At 42.1% G+C, this 19,716-nt stretch carries 17 protein-coding genes; 10 read left to right on the top strand and 7 right to left on the bottom strand.

Going from position 1 to position 19,716, the window contains the following annotated elements; translation table 11 throughout:
* Positions 1-27: 27 nt before the first annotated feature.
* Entirely contained in the window at positions 28-1,269 is a 1,242-nt protein-coding gene (locus tag H6G83_RS08990) for an L-lactate MFS transporter (protein ID WP_242044505.1), read from the bottom strand.
* Between the two features lie 255 nt (positions 1,270-1,524).
* Here H6G83_RS08990 and H6G83_RS08985 point away from each other — a divergent pair, with 255 nt between their 5' ends.
* Complete coding sequence (locus H6G83_RS08985) at positions 1,525-2,286, top strand: LmeA family phospholipid-binding protein (RefSeq protein WP_190470177.1); 762 nt, start codon at positions 1,525-1,527, stop codon at positions 2,284-2,286.
* 91 nt (positions 2,287-2,377) lie between these two features.
* Positions 2,378-4,075, top strand: a complete 1,698-nt coding sequence (gene crtO / locus H6G83_RS08980; RefSeq protein WP_190470174.1) for a beta-carotene ketolase CrtO — start codon at positions 2,378-2,380, stop codon at positions 4,073-4,075.
* A 179-nt stretch (positions 4,076-4,254) separates the two neighbouring features.
* Here crtO and H6G83_RS08975 read toward each other — a convergent pair whose 3' ends face one another.
* Both H6G83_RS08975 and H6G83_RS08970 read right to left on the bottom strand, forming a co-directional pair.
* Positions 4,255-4,701 carry a type II toxin-antitoxin system PemK/MazF family toxin gene (locus tag H6G83_RS08975; RefSeq protein WP_190470171.1) on the bottom strand — a complete coding sequence of 149 codons (447 nt, stop codon included), beginning with the start codon at positions 4,699-4,701 and terminating at the stop codon, positions 4,255-4,257.
* Positions 4,695-4,937, bottom strand: a complete 243-nt coding sequence (locus tag H6G83_RS08970; protein WP_190470166.1) for an AbrB/MazE/SpoVT family DNA-binding domain-containing protein — start codon at positions 4,935-4,937, stop codon at positions 4,695-4,697. The genes H6G83_RS08975 and H6G83_RS08970 overlap by 7 nt, the downstream gene beginning before the upstream one ends.
* Before the next feature lie 558 nt (positions 4,938-5,495).
* Here H6G83_RS08970 and H6G83_RS08965 point away from each other — a divergent pair.
* The 4 genes from H6G83_RS08965 (at position 5,496) to H6G83_RS08950 (ending at position 8,742) form a co-directional block, all read left to right on the top strand.
* On the top strand, positions 5,496-5,786 hold the full coding sequence (locus H6G83_RS08965; protein ID WP_190470163.1) for a type II toxin-antitoxin system TacA family antitoxin: 291 nt from the start codon (positions 5,496-5,498) through the stop codon (positions 5,784-5,786).
* Complete coding sequence (locus tag H6G83_RS08960) at positions 5,786-6,292, top strand: GNAT family N-acetyltransferase (RefSeq protein ID WP_190470160.1); 507 nt, start codon at positions 5,786-5,788, stop codon at positions 6,290-6,292. The genes H6G83_RS08965 and H6G83_RS08960 overlap by 1 nt, the downstream gene beginning before the upstream one ends.
* Positions 6,293-6,953: 661 nt before the next feature.
* Entirely contained in the window at positions 6,954-8,174 is a 1,221-nt protein-coding gene (locus H6G83_RS08955; protein ID WP_199328376.1) for an AAA family ATPase, read from the top strand.
* Positions 8,167-8,742: a DUF4276 family protein gene (locus tag H6G83_RS08950; protein WP_190470156.1), complete on the top strand. Its 576-nt coding sequence runs from the start codon at positions 8,167-8,169 to the stop codon at positions 8,740-8,742. Before H6G83_RS08955 ends, H6G83_RS08950 begins: the two co-directional genes overlap by 8 nt.
* A 312-nt stretch (positions 8,743-9,054) precedes the next feature.
* Here H6G83_RS08950 and H6G83_RS08945 read toward each other — a convergent pair whose 3' ends face one another.
* Positions 9,055-10,191, bottom strand: coding sequence for a transporter substrate-binding domain-containing protein (locus H6G83_RS08945; RefSeq protein ID WP_190470153.1), 1,137 nt, complete (start codon positions 10,189-10,191; stop codon positions 9,055-9,057).
* A 156-nt stretch (positions 10,192-10,347) separates the two neighbouring features.
* Here H6G83_RS08945 and H6G83_RS08940 point away from each other — a divergent pair, with 156 nt between their 5' ends.
* The 3 genes from H6G83_RS08940 (at position 10,348) to H6G83_RS08930 (ending at position 12,379) form a co-directional block, all read left to right on the top strand.
* Positions 10,348-10,764 (top strand): TMEM165/GDT1 family protein, encoded by a 417-nt coding sequence (locus H6G83_RS08940; RefSeq protein WP_190470149.1) that lies wholly within the window; start codon positions 10,348-10,350, stop codon positions 10,762-10,764.
* Positions 10,765-10,797: 33 nt separating this feature from the next.
* Positions 10,798-11,082 (top strand): TMEM165/GDT1 family protein, encoded by a 285-nt coding sequence (locus H6G83_RS08935; protein ID WP_190470146.1) that lies wholly within the window; start codon positions 10,798-10,800, stop codon positions 11,080-11,082.
* A 274-nt stretch (positions 11,083-11,356) separates the two neighbouring features.
* Positions 11,357-12,379, top strand: a complete 1,023-nt coding sequence (locus H6G83_RS08930) for a spore photoproduct lyase family protein (RefSeq protein ID WP_390821578.1) — start codon at positions 11,357-11,359, stop codon at positions 12,377-12,379.
* Between the two features lie 305 nt (positions 12,380-12,684).
* Here the strand turns inward: H6G83_RS08930 and H6G83_RS08925 are convergent, their stop codons facing one another.
* Positions 12,685-13,026, bottom strand: coding sequence for an alpha/beta fold hydrolase (locus tag H6G83_RS08925; protein WP_190470141.1), 342 nt, complete (start codon positions 13,024-13,026; stop codon positions 12,685-12,687).
* Positions 13,027-13,122: 96 nt separating this feature from the next.
* Here H6G83_RS08925 and H6G83_RS08920 point away from each other — a divergent pair, with 96 nt between their 5' ends.
* Positions 13,123-13,875, top strand: coding sequence for a DUF547 domain-containing protein (locus tag H6G83_RS08920; RefSeq protein WP_190470138.1), 753 nt, complete (start codon positions 13,123-13,125; stop codon positions 13,873-13,875).
* Between the two features lie 414 nt (positions 13,876-14,289).
* Here the strand turns inward: H6G83_RS08920 and H6G83_RS08915 are convergent, their stop codons facing one another.
* Both H6G83_RS08915 and H6G83_RS08910 read right to left on the bottom strand, forming a co-directional pair.
* Complete coding sequence (locus tag H6G83_RS08915; RefSeq protein ID WP_190470134.1) at positions 14,290-15,045, bottom strand: TIGR04283 family arsenosugar biosynthesis glycosyltransferase; 756 nt, start codon at positions 15,043-15,045, stop codon at positions 14,290-14,292.
* A 42-nt stretch (positions 15,046-15,087) separates the two neighbouring features.
* Entirely contained in the window at positions 15,088-18,987 is a 3,900-nt protein-coding gene (locus tag H6G83_RS08910; protein WP_190470131.1) for a DUF2157 domain-containing protein, read from the bottom strand.
* Positions 18,988-19,716: the final 729 nt, after the last annotated feature.

Below are 19,716 nucleotides of genomic sequence, written 5' to 3'. Positions count from 1 at the left end.
AACTGATAACTGATAACTGACTAGTTCCTAAACTTGGGCGACGGTGGAAGGAGAAAAGCTGCGTTTTAGCATGAATACAGCTAAGACGATACCCAAAATTGCTAATCCTGCTGTTGGGTAGAAGAAACCTGTGTAACTACCGAAGATATCTCTAATTCTGCCAGCAAGCAGAGTTCCGCCTAAAGCACCTGCACCGTAAGCGGTGAAGACGATACCGTAGTTTTTGGCGTAGTCTGCTGAGGAAAATAGAATTAAGGTGGTGGTGGGTGCGATCGCTAGCCATCCCCCAAAGGCAAAGTAAAATAGGGCAAAGGCTACTAGGTAGGTGGCTACTGCACCCTGTCCAGCCCTCAGCATGATCAACGAAGCAATTAAGACTAAGACAAAAGAAACAATTGCCCCCATCTTAGGGCTAAAGCGGTCAGTGAACCAACCGAAAAATATCCGTCCTAAAGCATTAAATACAGCAAATAATGAGACTGTACTGGCTGCTGTGGCTGCATCTAGTTGAATAATTTCTTGGGCTAGAGGGCTGGAAATCCCAATTGCTGCCAGTCCTGAGAACGTGCCGATGGTGTAGCATAGCCATAAGCCGTAAAATCCCTGACTTTGTAACATTGTCCCTTGATTGCTGCTAGATGCACCGCCGCTTGTTGCTACATTTGGGTTCCAACCTGCGGGTGTCCAGTCTTGTGGCGGTGTTTTTAATACGGTGGCGATCGCTAATATAATAGCTGTAAAAACTAAGCCTAAAATCACAAAAGTCTGCCGTACTCCATAGCTATCGATGAGAGATTTTGCCAGAGGTGCAGTAATTAACGGCGACAAACCAAAACCAATTACAGTTAAGCCTACAGCTACACCTTTTTTATCAGGGAACCATTTAGCCACAACTGCTAAAGGGACTCCATAAACTATACCCACACCCACACCCGCAATGACACCGTAGGTAAAAGTCAGCAATTGTAAATTACCATCCAGACTAGATAGCATATAACCCAGTCCCGTAATTACCCCACCTACGGCGGTGACAGTACGAGTACCGAAGCGGTTGATGCAGAAACCCGTAATTGGCATTAATACCGCAAACAGCACTAGCAAAACCGTAAACGGCAATAAGCTTTCCGTAGCATTAATGCTCAGTAACTTTTCTAAAGGTTTTCTAAAAATACTCCAAGAATAGACAGTTCCCAGGCAGAGTAAAACGGTTGCACCAAGGGGAATTAGCAACCATCTGCCTTTTTCTGCTGGCATACCAAAAAGCTGCATATATTGCATCTACCTGATTGGATTATTTGTCCAATAGTATCTCACTTTTTTGGTTGTGTATAACAGGGGACAGGGGACAGGGGACAGGGAATAGTGAACAGTGGAAATAACCTGATAACTGATAACTGATAACTGATAACTGTCCCCTATTCCCTACCTACACAAACCGAATTCCTATCTATGCCATGTTATAGATTCCTTCATAGATACTCAGAGTTTAAAGTAGCTAATAATAGATGATAAAAGTATGAGTTCATGTCAGATAAGCAAAATTTAGAAGCGCAAATCGTATCTCAGGTAGCTGAAAGAAGTATATCGAATCAGCTAGAAGCCGCAGAACAAATTGATATTTATGTAGAAACAGATATCTTGAAAATAGTTCAAGGTCAAGCTAATGCAGTGACAGTGGCTGGGCAAGGATTAGTAACTAAACAAAATATCCGTGTTCAAGAAATTCACCTAAAAACAGATACCCTTGCCATTAATCCCCTAAGTGTTCTTTTTGGTGAGGTACAACTAGATAGACCGTTAAATTTGAGCGCCCGTGTCACACTCACCCAAGCGGATATTAATTCTGCTCTCGCCTCAGATTTTACCCGGAAGTTTGCCCAAAATTACGACTTAAATGTAGATGGGGAAATTGTTAATTTACAGCTACAGGAAATCCAAATATTTTTACCAGGTGATGGTCGCCTGGAATGCCAAGGAAAAGTTTTAGTACATGAGAAAGGTGAAACTCGTCCTTTAGGTTTTTTAGCTAAAATCCGCCCCCGCACTTCCAAACAGCCCCTGAGATTAGAAAGTTTTCATTGTCAAGAAGGCGAAGGCATTTCTTTAGAATTAGTCGTGGCAGTAATGCAGAAATTTAAAGAATTACTTAACCTTCCCTTCTTTACCTGGGATGGTATTAATATTCGTGTTAAAGATATGGATATTCAACAAGGAAGTGTAATATTGTTATTCGATGCTAATGTGAGGCAAATACCAGATGCACTTGCAGAAATTACTGAATCTTAATTAACTAATAACTAGTTTGATACCATTAAGATTGTCATTTGTTCATCTCATTTGTAGAATTAGCAAACCACTCTATTTATAAGTTAAGAATATGCAGGAATATGATGTTGTAATTATTGGCGCAGGACATAACGGACTAGTTTGTGCTGCTTATTTGCTCAAGGCTGGATATAGCGTTCTCCTCTTAGAAAAACGCTCTGTTCCCGGTGGTGCAGCCACAACGGAAGAATGCTTACCAAAAGAAGCGCCTGGATTTAAATTTAATTTGTGTGCCATTGACCATGAATTTATACATTTGGGGCCAGTTGTTGAGGAATTGGAACTGAAAAAATATGGTTTAGAATATTTAGAATGTGACCCAGTTGTTTTCTGTCCTCATCCTGATGGCAAGTATTTTTTAGCGCATAAATCTCTAGAAAAGACTTGTGCAGAAATCGCCCGTTATAGTGAACGTGATGCCAAAAAATACGCCGAGTTTACTGAATATTGGCAACGGGCATTAGGGGCAATGGTTCCCATGTTTAACGCCCCACCAAAATCAATCATCGATATTGTTGGTAACTACGACATCACCAAACTTAAAGACTTATTTTCAGTCATTGGTTCACCCAACAAAACCCTCGACTTTATCCGCAATATGTTGACCAGTGCGGAAGATATTCTCAACGAGTGGTTTGACTCGGAATTTCTCAAAGCACCCTTGGCCAGATTAGCAGCAGAACTCGGTGCGCCGCCATCACAAAAAACGATCGCGATCGGTGCGATTATGATGGCTATGCGCCATAATCCAGGTATGGCTAGACCTCGCGGTGGTACTGGTGCTTTAGTCAAAGCTTTGGTGAATTTGGTTACGAGTAAAGGCGGTGTAATTCTCACAGACCAGCAGGTTGAGAAAGTTTTAATTGATGATGGTAAAGCCGTAGGTGTCAGGGTAGCTGGCGGTACAGAATATCGAGCTAAATATGGGGTAATTTCTAATATTGACGCGAAACGGTTATTCTTACAAATGACCGATAAAAGCGAGGTGGATGCAGCCGACCCAGATTTATGGGAAAGGTTGGAACGCCGTATTGTCAATAACAATGAAACCATCCTCAAGATAGATTTGGCATTAGATGAACCCCTGCGCTTTCCCTTCCACGCCCATAAAGATGAGTACCTAGTTGGGTCTATTTTAATTGCTGATTCTGTTGCCCATGTGGAACAAGCCCATAGTAGATGTACCTTGGGAGAGATACCCGATAGTGACCCATCAATGTATGTAGTCATGCCTAGCTTTCTTGACCCCACCTTAGCACCCCCAGGCAAACATACAGTATGGATTGAATTTTTCGCCCCCTATCAAATTGCTGGTGCAGAAGGTACTGGTTTGAGAGGTACTGGTTGGACGGATGAATTGAAGAATCAAGTTGCAGATAAGGTGGTTGATAAATTGGCAACCTATGCGCCAAATGTGAAAACCGCAACTATCGCCCGTCGGGTGGAAAGTCCGGCAGAGTTGGGTGAAAGATTGGGTGCATACAAGGGTAATTACTACCATATCGATATGACTTTGGATCAAATGGTATTTTTCCGCCCTTTGCCAGAAATAGCGAACTACAAAACCCCAATTGAAAACCTATTTCTCACAGGTGCGGGAACCCATCCCGGTGGTTCAATTTCGGGAATGCCTGGACGCAACTGTGCGCGGGTATTTTTGCAGTCTAAACACCCCATTACGCAGACTCTTAAGGACGCGAGGGATTCGATTAAGTCAACGGTTGGGTCGGTGTTTGGGATTAGTCAATAGTCCATAGTCAATAGTCAATAGTCCATAGTTAAAAGCCTTGATTTTTAGCTGTTGACTGTTGACTATGATATTTGAACTTTGTGAGATGGTATGCGATCGCACCAGTCAGCGTCTACTCCAACAAACCCAAAAGCTGAAAATAAGTAAACGCGATCGCGTTTACCAAAACAATTACAGAATCATAAAACTAATGTTTCCAGCTTTGCTTGTACTTCTTCTAATAAATCTTGTGCAATAGTTTCAACAAATTTTGCTTTTCTAGCTTTCCAATCTAATGTTTTAATTTGATCTGCTAACACAACCCCTTTTGTTTCCATTCCTTCAATAAGGGGAACTTCAAAATTAAGACCTTTTGATTTAGTAGTTATAGGACAAGCTAAAACTAAAGAAGCCATTTGATTGTACTTAATTGGAGATATGACAAGAACAGGGCGATAGCCAGTTTGCTCACGCCCTTTTTGTTGTAGCTCGTTATTTAGTGTTATGGCAATATCATCAAATGACATTCCAGAATCATGGAGGGTAAATACACGTCGAATTGATTCAGCAGTGAACTGTTGTGCAGAGCCAAACTCTACTTTTACAATGTCTCCTCTATCAGGAAAGTAAGGCGGCTTTACTACCAAGCTTCATTCCCCACAGCATCACCTGTTGCAAATTCTGGATGAAAATTATCAGGGGTCATCCCTTCAAGTAACTCATCAAGCGTATATTTTTTTCGTCTCTTTGGTGTAATTACTATACTGTTGCCTTCGACACTAAAACTTATATCTGTCCCTTCGCTGACGTTTGCTTGTTCAGCTATCGATTTAGGAATCCTCACAGCTAAACTGTTTCCCCATTTAGCAACTACTGCTGTCATCATCTTCTCCAAACGCTTTGTTAGCAATCTACACGCCGGATTTTGTGTTTTTGCAGCAAAACCTTTTTAATAATCTTTGTCTAACGTATATACTTTGAAGATACATAAAAAAACAGAGGGTGTCAAGGCAGTGAAACCACTCCTGTAGGAGGGTTTCCTTTAAACTCAGTTGTCGCACTCGAAAATCATCTAAAATTAATCGTAACTGTTGTTCAAGGCTGCGGCGATCGCTATTGGGTAACGTCGATTTAACCGCCGCAGTTTTGCTGTGTGGGCTTGATAAACAAGATTGGGCAGAAAAAATGGCATTGTGTTGACAGTGTGTATACAATCATTTATATTAAAGATTAGGCAATATAGGAATCCGATTTGATTTCTGAAAAAATCTGAGTATATGTAGGGTGTGTTAGGTGTAAGCTGTAATGCACCCAAAGCATCAGGCTAGGTGCGTTACGCTGTCGCTAACACACCCTACATATCTACGGATCTTTTCAAAAATTAAGTAGGAATCCTATAGCACGCCTTTTAGAGATATATACACTGGATGCTGATTAGAAGATGGTTACCCGTTCTAAAATGGACAACCTTGGTCGTAACCAAGTAATTAACATTAGGGTTCAAGATCAACAACGGAATTTAATTGATTACGCTGCTTCTCTTTTAGGCAAAACACGTACTGACTTTGTGTTAGATGCGGCTTGTCGAGAAGCGGAGAGTGTCATCTGTGACAAAACCTTCTTCGCATTAGACGAGGAAAGATATCAAGAATTCCTTGCTATTCTTGACTCACCACCTAAAGCGGATGAAGAACTTCGTAAATTCTTAACGAGTAAATCACCGTGGGACTAATGGAACAAACTCAAACTATTACTGCTCCTCAGCTAATTACTTCAGAGCATGATGTATCGGAGTTTAAATCCAGATCAGATGCTCTGAATACATGGCTGAAGGAAAAGGCTTTAAAAAAAGAGGGGGATACTGCAAGAACTTATGTAGTAACTGTAGGAAATAAAGTAATAGGTTATTACTGTTTAGCCACTGCTTCTGTTGCTCATATAACAGCGACAAGTAAAGCCAAACGAAATGCACCAGACCCAATACCTTGTATGCTAATTGGTAGATTAGCTGTAGATACTGATTGGGAAAAAAAAGGAATAGGGTCTGGTTTATTAAGGGATGCTATTACACGCATTGTATCAGCATCTCAAATTGTGGGTATTAGGTGTGTTTTGGTTCATGCTAAAGATGAAGAAGCTAAAGAGTTTTATTTAAAACGGAAATTTCAACCATCACCGATAGAACCACTAACACTGATGATTCCACTGAAGGATATTAAAGCAAATCTTATTAGTTAGTTCTTACCTTTAAATTCGATACAACAGATTTTTGGGGATTAAATTAAATCTAAAATCTTCTACTGCCCCAATCAAGCTGCCAAAAGGTGGCTTGATTTTACTTTTAAGATAGCGCACAAGAGGATATAACGGATTGTAAGTTCGCCTAGTTATAGTAAATTTCAACTCACTCACATTCAGATTGATAGCCAACACAGAGAACTGTATAAGTTTATTTAATTAAAACTCAGTTTTCCAAAATTTTCCAAAATTTTATCCTAGCAGCGACCGAGCAAGAGGATCATGCAGTCGGGTCTCTGCAAAACCTTGAGATTCCCTAGCTTCTGATAACCCTTGGCAAAAAATTAATTACTCAGTTTCTTAATAAATAAGGAATGGGTTTACAACCAAGATTCAACGGTTAATGTCTTCACTTGTTGAATCCTCCTCAAGTCGCTGTCTGCTGATACAATGCTAAGACGGTGTTGTAAGGCGATCGCCTAAAACTGAACTCACAAGGTTATGCCGACAAAGATATCTCCACATTGAGTGAAGGGGGCTGCAAGCAGCACGAGACTAGCGATCGCACATACTGCTATTAACGTACAGGTGCGAACAGACAATATAGATGTAATCAGTTAGAATTTACTGAGATGGTCAGCATGGGAGAAAAAACTTTATTTTGACTAATATAAGTCAGCTTCGTCTCTTATCTTTTACCATTGATGGTTGGACTGCTCTAGGCGGTCAAGTTTCTATATCTCTGTGTGACGGACTTGCGGTCTTAGTCGGTCGAAACGGGGCTGGCAAATCAGCTATCCTTGAAGGATTTGAAGCGCTCTCATCATTAGCTATTGGTAGGTACGCTCGATCTCGGATAATTGATAGTGATAGCATTCCTAAAATCTTGGATATCGAAATTTCCACACCAACTCAGCGACGACTTCAATATAGGTATGAGCTTATATTTCTACCCACTTCTAAAGATAACCTAGATATAGATGACTCCACAAGTGAAACTCCTGACGAGAGCCAATTTTCTTGGAATGAACATTGCCAGTATGTTGACGGAGAAAAAGAGCTTTTATGGACTACTGAAGCTGGAGTGACAACTTTAAACAATAACGGCGATCCATCTGTTACCATTCTTGGGGATACTACCTCGCTTCGACAATCACATCTCCCAGAGAATGCGCGTCTAAAGCTACCTCAAGAAATGCAATGGGTTTATGCTGTTTTGAGGGGAGTTCACTTTCTTGGAAAAGAACCTATCCGTCAAGCATCAATACGTCGCCCTTCTGTTTTACGAGTTTCAAGTAAAGGCGTTTCTTTTAGCAGTTTTGGGCTAGCTGATCAGCTAGCGCGAAAAATATTCCGTCGTATAGAGATGGGAGAACTTGATGAACTTGAAAGTGTTTGTCAGCGAATTGGACTTGGAAGAAATATAACAATACAAAAATTTATTTTAAGTGGAGAAGCAAGAGCAAGCAACAAAGACAAAGATGAAGAATATCTTGCTTCTGTCTTGTTAGATGATGTCAATATTGGTCTGCTCTCGGATGGAACACTTCGGGTTTTATCAATCCTGCTGGAAATAATTTCCTCACGTCCTCATGCGACGACAATAATTGAAGAGCCTGAGACACAAATTCATCCTGCAATGCTAGCAAAGTTACTAAATGAAATTGAGACGTATACTTTTACGGATAATTTAATTCTCTCTACTCATTCACCGCAAGTTGTGGCTTGGACTAAACCAGAAAAAATCAACTTAGTCTATAGAAATAATGGAAGAACAAATGTTCGGAAACTATATGAAGAAGAGATCCAGAAAGTTGTGGATTATCTTTGCGAAGAAGGAGATTTAGGCGATTGGCTTTACAGTGGTATTATCGATGAGTAACTGCTTGATTGCCTTAATTGCTGAAGACGATACGGACTGTGACACAATTCGGAAAATTGTACATCGTGTACTTGGCAAGAATACTAGGACAAAATCGTGGGCATCTAAAGGTAGTAGCACCTTAAAAAGAAAGCTATCAGCTAAACTCAAAGTCATGTCTAATGAAGGCTGCAATGCTTTTATTATCGTCCATGATTTAGATCGTAACCCGCAAAATAATTCCCTTAATGATGAAGCGAAACTGAGAGAGACTTTGGAATCAGCAGCTTCTAAGTTTCAAAATATTAACAAACATATCTGTATTCCAATTGAGGAATTAGAAGCTTGGTTTTGGTCAGACCCAGATGTTATAAAATACGTTGGACGAGGCAAAGGTGAAGCCAACTTAAACCCTCACCTAATTACAAAACCGAAAGAGTCTTTAATTAGATTGTCAATCGGTGAAAATAGAAAACCTCGTTATAGCACCAACATGAATGCTGAATTAGCCGAAAAACTAAATTTAGAGCTTTGTTCTGAGCGTTGTCCTTCGTTTAAGGAACTCCTCAAGTTTCTCCAAGAGTTGTAGATTTGGAACCGATATGTGCAAAGTCAATGTTGTTTGTTCTTTTTTTAACGAGGTTAAGAAAAACTAAAAATAAAGGTAGCGATGTTTGATTCTCCAACCTCAGTTATTCGACGAATGACATTTGATTGACCCAGGAGGATAGCGCTACAGTGATTTGTTGATAGGACATATGCAAGTGTCATCATCAAACTAACTGTAGGGTGCGTCAGCCCCAATAATTTCGTACAGATTCAAGGATTTTCCACATCTGACGCACCCTACTATTGTTAATTGGGTCTGCAAAGGGAGGTAAAAATTATTATTCAATAATTTTCACTTCACACTAAACCACTTATCGTAAAGCAACTGATAAGTGCCATTTTCCTTTAATTTCAGCAAGGCGCTGTTGATAGGTTTGCGGTAGGGGCTGTTATTGGGCAAAACGATACCGTAGTTTTCTTCACGAAAAATACTGCCTACTACCTCTACTTTTCCTTGACCTTGATTGGCAGCATAATATAGCAGTACAGGAGCATCAAACACAACAGCGTCAGCTTTTTTACTTTCTAATGCCTCGTAAGCCTGCTCAATTTTGGGGACTTCTAAGATAGAAATTCTGTTTTCTTTTAAATATGTGGCTGCTGTACTGCCAGTTGTTGTTGCTACTAACCTGCCGCGTAAATCCTCTAAACTGTTGATATCTGCTTGTAGTTGTTGCACAGTTAATGAGGTGGTAGCAGCAGCTGTAAAGTAAGCCACAAAAAGCACTCCGATAAACATCCAAATAATAGCTAACACTCGACTGATAACACCTTTGGGCATTTCATCAGCTTGAGTGGCTAAGGTAGCCGCAGCCCACCAACAGGCTTTAAAAATTCCCGGAAAGTAGGATTTGGGAATCATAGCTTCTGGGTGATGACGTTCAAATAACCAAATAATGTGAGCTGCTATTACCATGAGTAATAGAGCCAAGCCTATGACTTGTAAAAGCGTCACTGAGAAAAATAGCGACAAAATATTTGGTGCGCTACCACTATTGAGTTTTGGGTTGCGTACCAAAATCTGTAATCCCCCGTTAAACATGGGTAAGGAAAAATCAAATTTTTGCTGACGTTCAGCAGTAATGGAAATGGCTGCAATACCTGCGTTGGCTTTACCACTCTCAACAGATGAGAGTAAATCAGCTACGGTGGGATACTCGACAAATTTAAACTCTGTACCTATTTCCTTGGCGACGCTACGCCAAAGGTCAATACTAAATCCTGATAGTTGACCTTGATCATCAAATACAAAGGGGGGAATGGCTCTGGTGGCTACAACTAATGATGCTGGTTGAGGGTTTGGTTGTTGCGATCGCACCGGCGAGCCTACCAGCAACAATACCAAAATTCCACATACCAATCCCCACCAGATATTTTTGTTCCTAGCCTGGAAAAATCGGGTTACTTTGCGGGCGATCGCATTCATCATAGTTTTATCTCAGAATGATCAGCAATATCTATGATTCCCAACGCCTAACAAAACTATTGTTGACATTCACGATTTCCAAAAAAAGTTGTCAATTATGACAACAATCTGAGAAAATGAGAAGAATATGAAAACCATCTAGTAAAAAAATTACTACCTGTGAAACTTGACTCTGCACCTTTGACACCTTTAGGCGTAACTCAGACTATGAGCCAGTCAGCATTACAAGAAAGTACCCAATCCCATTTATCTACTGTCATTATTGAGCCTGTTGAGGAAAGCCCGAAAAAGCAGGAATCAGTATTGGCAATTTTTGTTACAACCTTTGTAACAATCTTTTGTGCGGAAATTGGCGATAAAACCCAGCTATCAACGTTGTTAATGAGTGCAGAGTCGCATTCACCCTGGATAGTATTTCTAGGTTCAGGAGCAGCATTAATTACCACAAGTTTACTAGGTGTACTTTTAGGTAGCTGGATATCTAAACGCTTAAGCCCCAAAACCTTAGACAAATCAACCGGATTTTTGCTGTTGTTCATCTCCCTCACCCTATTTTGGGATGTATTTCACGGTTGATCACAAATTATCTACTCTATACTCCCCAAAATTATGGATTGGCATCTTTTAGGCATAAGTTTTATTACAGTCTTTTTATCAGAACTAGGTGATAAAAGTCAGTTAGCAGCGATCGCACTTTCTGGTCGTGGTCAGTCTGTGAAAACTGTATTTTTTGGCGCGGCTGGCGCACTCCTATTGACAAGTTTACTAGGAGCCTTAGCAGGCGGAGCCGTAGCCGAATTATTACCAACAAGGATATTAAAAGCGATCGCGGCTGTAGGCTTTGCAGTTCTCGCCGCCCGTCTATTGTTATTTAATAAAGAAGAAGCAGAATAAATTTTCCTCTGTGTCTTTGTGTCTCCGTGGTTAAGAATTTTGAACCACAGAGGCACGGAGGCACAGAGTTATGATAAGAAACCACTACCTTTACATGAGTAGAAGCCGCCTCATTTCTACTGCAAAGATTTTGATTGAGAATTTACAATAGAAGTAAGTTGTTAGAGCGATACATTAAGTAAGTTTTCAAGAATTAATTGCAGACATCACAGAAGGGAAGATGTTAGTGAATACAGTTGCAGAACTTGTGTCTACAAAACCCGCAAGGTTGTGGATACCTGAACGGGTAATATTTACACCTGCGGCGTTAGATGAACCTTGGGGACAGCAAATTTACAAGCGTGTGCAGTCACTCAACCTACCAATAGAAGAGTTACCAAGGAACAGACTGACAGGTTTGCGTGGTGAAAGCGAACGACAGACTTATGATATCGCCAAGCGGACTCTCGCAGTTGTGACTGCACCGCCAAGTCAGTTGAAACTGAGTCCCATTCCCCCCTCTGCTGATTGGCAATTCCATCTTGCTGAAGGTTGTCCTGCACATTGCCAATACTGTTACTTGGCTGGGAGTTTGTCGGGGCCGCCAGTGATACGCGCCTACGCTAACCTACCGCAAATATTAGAGAATTTAGCTAAATACGAGCAACCGGGACAGATGACAACTTACGAAGTGAGTTGTTACACTGACCCTCTGGGAATTGAACATCTGACAGGTAGCCTTGCCGAGTGCATCCGTTATTTTGGGACTCGTAGCGATGGACATCTACGTTGGGTATCCAAATTTGATGCGGTTGATAGTTTACTTGACCTACCTCATAATGGTCATACTCGTTGCCGTGTAAGTGTGAATGCTGCACCAATTTCGGGTAAATTTGAAGGCGGTACAGCTTCGGTTACATCAAGACTTGAAGCATTGCGTAAGTTAGCTTTACCGCGAGAAAAAGGCGGTGGTGGCTATCCTGTAGGCTTGGTAATTGCCCCAATTATGCCCATAGATGATTGGCAAATGCAATACGGTCGATTGTTTGATATGATTAGTACCGCGCTGGATATGGACTGTGACCTGACTTTTGAGCTAATTTCCCACCGCTTTACACCAGGGTCAAAAGAAGTGTTGCAGACTTGGTATCCACAGTCCAAACTCGACATGGATGAGGAGAAACGCACCATCAAGCGCAACAAGTTCGGTGGGGTGAAATATGTTTACGATGCTGACACAATGAAGACAATGAAGCGCTTTTTTGAAAGTGAGATTCAACAGCGCTTTCCCAAGGCGAAGATTTTGTATTGGACTTAAATCAGTTGACAGTTGACAGTTGACAGTTGACAGTTAAATTAACTGACATCTTGCACCTTCTCAATAAGCACATGGCTTCCTGCACTCCCCACCCTACGAAATCATAAGGGTTTTGAAGCTCAGATTTTCGAGTGGAAGATAATGGTGCAAGATATAAATTAACGTGAGTTCGATGAACCTCTCCCTCCCAACCTCCCTCTTCTACAAGGAGAGGGAAGAGAAACGAAAAAATCACCCTCTTACTCCCCTCTCCTCGAAGGAGAGGGGTTGGGGGAGAGGTCAAAACAACGCTTGTCGAACTCAGGTTAAATTAATGAGTGGACAGTGCAAAATTCCCGCACAACCTGACTAAATTGCTGATTTTGTTCCATCAACGCCATGTGTCCACCTGGTTTGATGGAGACCCTTTGAGAGTTGGGTAATTCTGCGTTCATGCGATCGCTTGCTTGGGGTAAAGTGGCGATATCAGCAGCACCAGAAACCACCAACACAGGTAGATTAATCGTTTCTAGGGTTCTGGTTTCGTCGTAGTGAAACATTCCAATTGTGCCACGAGCCAGAACACCAGGAGAACCAAATGCTGATAATAAGGCGGCGAAATCAAATAAAGTTAAGTAAAGGATAAATTTATATAAAAATAAAGCCATTCAATTGAATAAAATTTTTGTTTTATAGGCTTGTATCGGCGGTTAATTATTTTTATGGTGGGCAAAGCCCACCCTACGCAATTTTGAATTTATATTATGATTGATTTTGAACCTTGGGATAAGTTGCTGCGTCAATATGTTGATGCACAAGGGCGAGTAAACTATCGAGCATGGAAACAAGAACAACCCCATGCAATCAGTGAATGGTTACAGAATTATCAACATTGGCAACTTGCATCTGACAATAACTTAGAACAATTAGCATTATGGATTAATCTCTACAATGCTTTTACTATTTCCACAATTTTGGAACGGTATCCTCTAGAGTCAATTTTGCCTCGGTTCCTTGGCATTCCTAACTGGCTGGCTTTTTTGTGGTTCTTTCAAAGAAAAGCTTACTACATCTTTGGTGAGTATTACAGTTTAGGACAAATTGAACATCAAATTCTCAGAGAAAAATTGCCAGAACCCCGGATACATTTTGCCATTGTTTGTGCTTCTGTTGGTTGTCCTTTACTGCGTGCAGGGGCTTATTTTCCTGAGCAAGTTATGCAGCAATTAGAGGAAGATGCTAGCCGCTTCATTAATAATCCTGAGAAAGTGCGTTATGATTTTTCATCTCAAACACTCTACTGTAATAAAATCTTCAAGTGGTATCGTCAAGATTTTTTAAAAGTTGCACCTTCACTTCCAGAATATATTGCTTTATACTTAAAAATAGATGCCAATTTAACAGCCACAACACCAATATCCTATCTTGATTACGACTGGAACCTAAACCAACGTGAGTTCGACAAGCGTTGTTTTGACCTCTCCCCCAACCCCTCTCCTTCGAGGAGAGGGGAGTAAGACGTTGAACAGGGTGTAGGGTGTAGGGTGTAGGGGGTAGTGAAAACGGCGCTCTTAAGAGGATTCTGACCCCATAGGGCGCAGTCGCCCTGAAAGGGCGGGGTTTCTGACCCTCTGGTTGTTGGGGCTGTCTCGATCCTGCAACCCCACACCCTACACCCCACACCCCGCCCCAACGGGGCTTGGTGATTTTTTCGTTTCTCCTCCCTCTCCTGACGGAGACGCTACGCGAACGCCTTTTAGGAGAGGGAGGTTGGGAGGGAGAGGTTCATCGAACTCACGTTAAACCAAATTAGTCCATAGTCAACCCTTCTCTGCGTTCGCGATAGCGTGTCGTAGACAGACGCTCCGCGAACGGCTTCTCAAGAGCGGAGACGCTACGCGAACGCTCAGGGTAAACAGTTAACAGTCAACTTATCGAATATCTTGATAAAACTTCTTGAGGTAATTGGCATCAACACCAATTCCCCATAAAATACCGATGTAGAGGTAGATGGCGGTGGCTTTCCAACTACCCCAACGTGCTACTCGGCGATCGCTACTTTGGACAATGCGGTTTACTAAAGTAATGCGTCCTTTTTTTACCAATTTCAGACATAAATCACCGTCTTCCATGATGGGTAATTCTTCGTTGAAGCCGCCACATTCCCAGAAGTCAGTGCGACGACAGAACATTACCTGATCCCCAAATAGAAGGCGTAACCCTCGGAAAAATAAATGGGGTCTAAATAATAAAGGTGCGTAGTAGGTTTTGAGGTAATTGTGTAAGGAAATACCCCAGCGAGTGGTTTGAGGGCCGCTCATGAGGGAAATAAATCCGCCACAGGTAACTTTTGGTTCTGCTAGAGTGTTTTCGATGACAGCAACTAAGTCATCGGGAACCCAAGTATCTGCATGAAGAAAGCAAAGAATCTCTCCAGTAGCAAATGATGCTCCGTAGTTCATCTGTATGGAACGTCCACGACGCACAGAGAAGATAACTTGTACATCTGTGACTGGTGGAAATAACTCAAAGTGTTGTTTAGCGATCGCTATTGTCTCATCTTCACTACCACCATCTACTACTATCACTTCCTTTGCAGGCGGGTTAAGCAAAGTTAGCTGGCGCATTGTCCGCCCTAAACTCACTGCTTCATTTAAAGTAGGAATGACAATCGACACTTGAGGCATACAGTTTATTGACTACAAAAATTTCCCTATCCGAACTTGATATTACTCCCATTCCTGAAACTGATTACTAGTATTACGCAGTATAGAATTTAGTTGAGCGCGACGGGTTTCAAAGTTGGCGGCGATGGAAATCAACGCAATACCCACCAGTAAACCGACTACCCATTTCAAAAACGGGTAACGTAAGCTAAAAATTACTAACTGGTATATGCTAGTGATGAAGAATGTCGCTGTACCAACATAAAGAAAAGCTCTGATTCGCAAGGCTAATCCGGCGAAAATGGCAATTAAAGCCAAACTTCCAGGTATAAGTGGCGCATTTTGATGAAATAGGATTGCCCAGCCACATATTACACCAATACCTAAGATGCGTAAGCTATGACGAGCTAGTTTATTATCCGCCTGTGTCAGTTGCGGATCTACTTGGGCAATATATAGCAGTGATAAACCAACCACTGTCACATACCATATATCGATGAGGCTTAACTGAACAAACCAGTTAAATAATGCCCAATCTATCAACAGTATACTGATATAAGTAAACCGGATGTTTGCGGCTACTCTGGCTAAGAAGATGTAGAAACTGGCGGCTATGAGTAAAGTGATGGGGTGAACGTCGAGTCTGGTTTCGCCTAAAATTATTAGTGGGATGATATAGGCGGCTTGTTTCCAAGGTTTTTGTGACCATCCCCAACTTTGCCAGGGTAAGATATATAAGAAATAGGCAAATACGCAGGCGATCGCACCATTCCAAGGAACTAAAACACCTGTGATTAATTGTCCTACGGCAGTTTCCCGCCAATAAACTCTCATCCCAGATGCTAATAAAAAGCCCAGGTAAACCCATAAATCTGCTGTGGTGATGCGTCCCAAGACACGCTCAACCGATGAATTTGCTGTATTCTTACCTTGCAAAATGGCGTAGACAATTAAAAATGCTCCCGTTCCTAACCCCACCAGGCGGTTAACTTGAATGGGAAAGCTAATTGCTGTCATCAGTAAGGCGCTACTCCAGAACCAATGGAGATGTGCAGTAACTTGCAGTTCTTGGGTGCTAAGTCCTGAGTAGTTTTTCAGCCAAGGGGTGAGGATGCGGTAGGCAGACATAATACTTGTACCAAGGGCCGCCATCGCAATCAAACCATCACCCAAGCCACCGCCAGAGGCTTGTAACATTTGATAGAACAAAATCTCATAAGCTGAGAGAGATATACCAATTATCCCCAGGTACACCAAGGGTTTGAAGTCTGGGCTACGTCGTCCTACACCAATAAAAACTAATGCTACACCTAAAGAACACAACCCAGACCAATCGCTAAAGGTGTCATACCGTAGCAGCACACTCAATACACCGTAAAATAGGGGTAAGATGTGGAAACTACTGGGGAGTTCGGTTAATTGGTAACGTCTTCGCCACCATTCTCCGAATAATTGACTGAATAAACCTAAGCCAATGTTGGCGATCGCTATATGAATAATTGCCGGTTCGCCAAATCCTAGTACCTGGGCTACCAATAACTCGACGCACCAACCAATGGCGTAAAATGCCCAATCTGTGGCTTCTCGCCAACTTCGATAAGTAATTGCCCCTAAAGTGATGGCTGTGGCAATTGGGTAGAAAATCCCCGGCTGGGCAAAATCTTGGTAAACACCCAAGGAATGATAGGTCAGTATAAATAATTCACCGCCACATAAAGCGATCGCCCATTTATCCGCCGCATCAGCATATATTCTTGCCAATTCCTGACTACGGCGTAATAAGACTGTGCGTCCTAACCATAAACTGAAGGTGGCGATCGCACCCACAAGATACCATCCCGCAATTGCCAAGCGCGGTAAACCCGGTACACCTTCCCACAGCAACGCTGCAATAAAACTTAAACCAAAACCAATGGTCACGCTTGCAACTTGTAGGCTGGGAAGGTAGCGGCTATTGGCATACATCACACCCGTACTCACAAACAAACTAATCAATCTAGTTGCGGGCAGAAAGAATGTTAGTAACTGTGTCACTCCTACTGCTAGAATACTGAAGAGACTGTTGGTGCTGCGTTTTTGGGCTGTTGTACGGCTAGCTAAACCTGTAAGACTTAGGGGTGTAGCTAGCCACATCAAGCCCCAATATCCTTGGTTATATTCGCTCGCCCAAGCTGTTTGTGAGTAATTCCACAGTAACATGAAACTGACAACGGCTAACCCCAAGCCGATATACCATGCACTGCTTCGCCATAATCCAGTTCCTAGACTATACGCCCACTCTACCAACATCAGCAAGATGAGAACACCTGCCCACAGAGGTAAAGTTAGGTTGGGGAAAAGCTGATCTATGATTGATAAAAGTGTGAATAATCCGCCGAAGTGGGTTAGGTACACCAAGGGAACCGTTACAGGAGAACGGCGTTGACTGACGAGGGCTAAGGTGATGGTGGACAACAATAAATTGAGCGATCGCAAGGTAGGATTAACAGTAGCGATCGTTGTGAGGCAAGTGCCAAATAGCAGTGCTAAAAACTCGCCACACTGGGCTAATTCTCGCTTGCGGTGATGATGAAAAATTTCTGTTATTACTACTAGGAAAACTAAGTAGGGAAATAAAGCAATACTCAGTAACGCCCAAGGTTCATTTTGTGCTTGGGTTAATTGCGTACCCACGGCGATCGCTAATTTCTGCATTCCCGAAGGAACTAACCGCCAACCTAACCAAATCGCCTGTAAGCCAACGACAAACAGTAAGACAAAATCTCCAGGGAAATTATACCTGTAGAGGCGCAATCCTGCAACCCATAAGATTAAACCACTAACTGCGATCGCTTGGGCTGGATGTTCTATGACTGCTACTAGCCAACCGATGAACAGGAGGATACCGCCGAGTTTTTCCCAGGGGAAGGGGGTTGAGGGAGTGGGGGGAGATGGGGGAGATGAGGGAGTGGGGGGAGATGTTTGTGTTTTTCTTTGTTGCTGTGCTAGCCAAGTTGTTAACCAACCACAAATACCAATGGCTAAACCTAGTTGGGTGATATCAACTCCCGCAACAAAAATTGCGCGAGATAGTAGGAGTAATAAACCATAGACAATAACAGCAGCATATATATTAATAATCTGTTTCTGGGATTGTTCGCCTTGATTGGCTATAGATTGGCGGCGACTGTGATAAATTGTGATGATGGTTGTGCTAATCATTGCCGCATAAACGGCAATCAAGGGAAATCCTGGTAATTTCCAGCCCCAATGCAGATAACTTAACCCCAGAATATTTATTAAGGGTAATCTCCCTCTAGGGAAGTTGTTGATAACTGTGCGATTTCTACACAATGATGTTGTGATTAATGTTAATATCGGGGCGGCGATCGCTACTGTTACCCAGTCTAAAGGATTGTGCCACAACCGAAAACTGTCCATCGCCCAGAAGTTAATCGGGACTAATAACAGAGTGACAATTAATAATGTTTGCGCTGTCAATCTCAAGTTATTTTGTTTACCAGCCCAGAAACTAAACCCCCAAAAACTCAAAGTATAAGCTAATAAAACTCCATACTGCCCAGAAGCCGGGAATCTTTCCCACTGACTCGCCGCTAATACACCCGACGAAACTACAACTAAAAATACTCCCAAAAACAACAGCCACCGTACACTTAATTCCTCTCCCAACGACTGCAACATTCTGGAGAGGATGTTGGGTTGTGCTGGTTGTTTTCTTGGTGGTGGTAATTGGGCTAATGGCTTTTCCGGTGTTGTGATAGTTGCGCCTACCCGTTCCTCTTCCGGGGAAAACTGGGGTTCTAACTCTACCCGACAAACCAGAAATTCTCTACATATTTGCCTAACTTGGGTATCGCTGATCAAACCCAAACGCAACCATATATCCAATCCTTCTAGTAGTTGGGGATGGGAGGAAGGTAGCTTAAGCTCAATTCTTAGGGGATAATTAGGGGGCGATGACATAAATCGCAGACATATCGGAATATACCTACATCATCATTGGCTAAGTTTGTAATTATGCGATCGCTGTGCCACTTGTTCTGCTGACTATTTAAATCAGTTATCAGTTATCAGTCGTGACGGTGGATGGTGGGGGATAAAGAAGCGCCTCCCTACGCCTTTCACCAATTGCTGTGGTGTTTCACTTTCGTATTTATATAAGTTTTATTTATAAAATATATAAGTTTTTCTGTGTCAATTATTGTTGACTAATTCGTAACAATTGCTTTACAATTATTGACATAAGGACAACAGTTGAGCTATCAAACTAGAAAACTGCAAAACTTCTCGTTAACCTTTCAGGCAGTTAAGTTAGCAGGATTTACTTGACGCGGTTGTGATACAACTACTTACCGCTTTCAGAAATACTTCTTGTGTAGTTAGTTCATCAAAATTAAATTAGGGTATCGGTATTTTTCATCGACATTTGGACTTCTCCTACTCACCTCGGTTGCATAGCCGGGGTTTTTTATTGAGCCTACTGCCAACTCAGCCCTCAGCACGGGCAGAACGCCCCGCTTCCGCGCTTCAGCACTTATCACGCCCAAATCATATAATTCACGTTGTCTTATCGCCAAAATTATAAAAGTTAGCTTGAAAACCCCTGAGAAACAGCAACGCAGTTGCGTTTTTCGTGCTAAGAGCGGGGATGAAAAGCAATTGGCAGGTTTTAAAGAGCCAGTGAGTTAATCT

The organism is Anabaena azotica FACHB-119 (assembly GCF_014697625.1).
GTDB lineage: Bacteria > Cyanobacteriota > Cyanobacteriia > Cyanobacteriales > Nostocaceae > Trichormus > Trichormus azoticus_A.
This window is presented reverse-complemented; position numbering and strand designations above follow the sequence as displayed.